Origin of the sequence: Amycolatopsis sp. NPDC021455, from assembly GCF_040640995.1 — a bacterium.
In the GTDB taxonomy this organism is placed as follows: Bacteria; Actinomycetota; Actinomycetes; order Mycobacteriales; family Pseudonocardiaceae; genus Amycolatopsis.
The window spans coordinates 1-1141 of the sequence record NZ_JBFACT010000165.1 but is presented as its reverse complement, the minus strand read 5'-3'; the positions used below and the strand labels follow the sequence as shown (position 1 = coordinate 1141).

The window sequence follows — 1141 nt, the reverse complement described above, 5'->3', positions numbered from 1 at the left end:
ACCCACTCCACCAACCCCATCATCGACTACCACATCATCTACGCCCTCGTCCTCATCGCCCTCGCCGCCGCCGCGGCCGGAAACACCTGGGGACTCGGCCGCCGCTGGGCCGCCATCACCGGCGACCACACCTGGCTGCGCTGAACAACCACCCGCCCCACGGGCGCCCGCCGGCCGGCGGGCGCCCTTTCCCCTTGCCGGAGGGAGAAGAAATGAAGGCACTCGTGTACGACGGACCGGGCCGCCGCAGCTGGACCGGCCACGCCGACCCCGAACTCACCGCGCCCACGGACGCCATCGTGCGGGTCGACGCGGTCACCATCTGCGGCACCGACCTGCACATCCTCAAGGGCGACGTGCCCGAGGTCGAGCGCGGCCGGATCCTCGGCCACGAAGCGGTCGGCACCATCGTCCAGACCGGCTCCGCGGTCACCGAGGTCAAGCCCGGCGACAAGGTGCTGGTCTCCTGCATCTCCGCGTGCGGCCGGTGCGAGTACTGCCGGAAGGCGGCCTACGGCCAGTGCCGCGGCGGCGGAGGCTGGATCCTCGGGCACACGACCGACGGCGTCCAGGCCGAATACGCGCGCGTCCCGTTCGCCGACACCTCGACGTACGTGGTGCCGTCCGGGGTGAGCGACGAGGCGGCGCTGATGCTGGCCGACATCGTCCCGACGTCCTACGAGGTCGGGGTGCGCAACGGTGGCGTCAAACCGGGCGACACGGTGGTGATCGTCGGGGCCGGGCCGATCGGGCTCGCCGCGATCACCAGCGCTCAGCTCTTCGGCCCGAGCACGATCATCGTGGTGGACAAGGAACCGGCCCGCCTCGACGCGGCCAAGTCGTTCGGCGCCGACGTGCTGACGCGGCCCGGCGAAGCGGCGGCCGCGGTGGCCGAAGCGAGCGGCGGACTCGGCGCGGACGTCGCCATCGAGGCGGTCGGCGTCCCCGAGACGTTCGAGCTGTGCACCCGCCTCGTCCGTCCCGGCGGGCACGTCGCGAACGTCGGCGTGCACGGCGCGCCGGCGACGCTGCACCTCGAGGAACTTTGGATCAAGAACGTGACCATCACGACCGGGCTCGTCGACACCTCCAGCACGCCGATGCTGCTGCGCATGCTCGCGGCCGGCCGCCTGGACACCAG

1 protein-coding gene is annotated in these 1141 nt (G+C 72.1%); it reads left to right on the top strand.

Annotated elements, in window-relative coordinates; translation table 11 throughout:
* Nucleotides 1-212: 212 nt before the first annotated feature.
* Nucleotides 213-1141, top strand: a 929-nt coding sequence (locus AB0G28_RS49335; protein ID WP_361106668.1) for an alcohol dehydrogenase catalytic domain-containing protein, incomplete at its 3' end; no start/stop codon positions are given.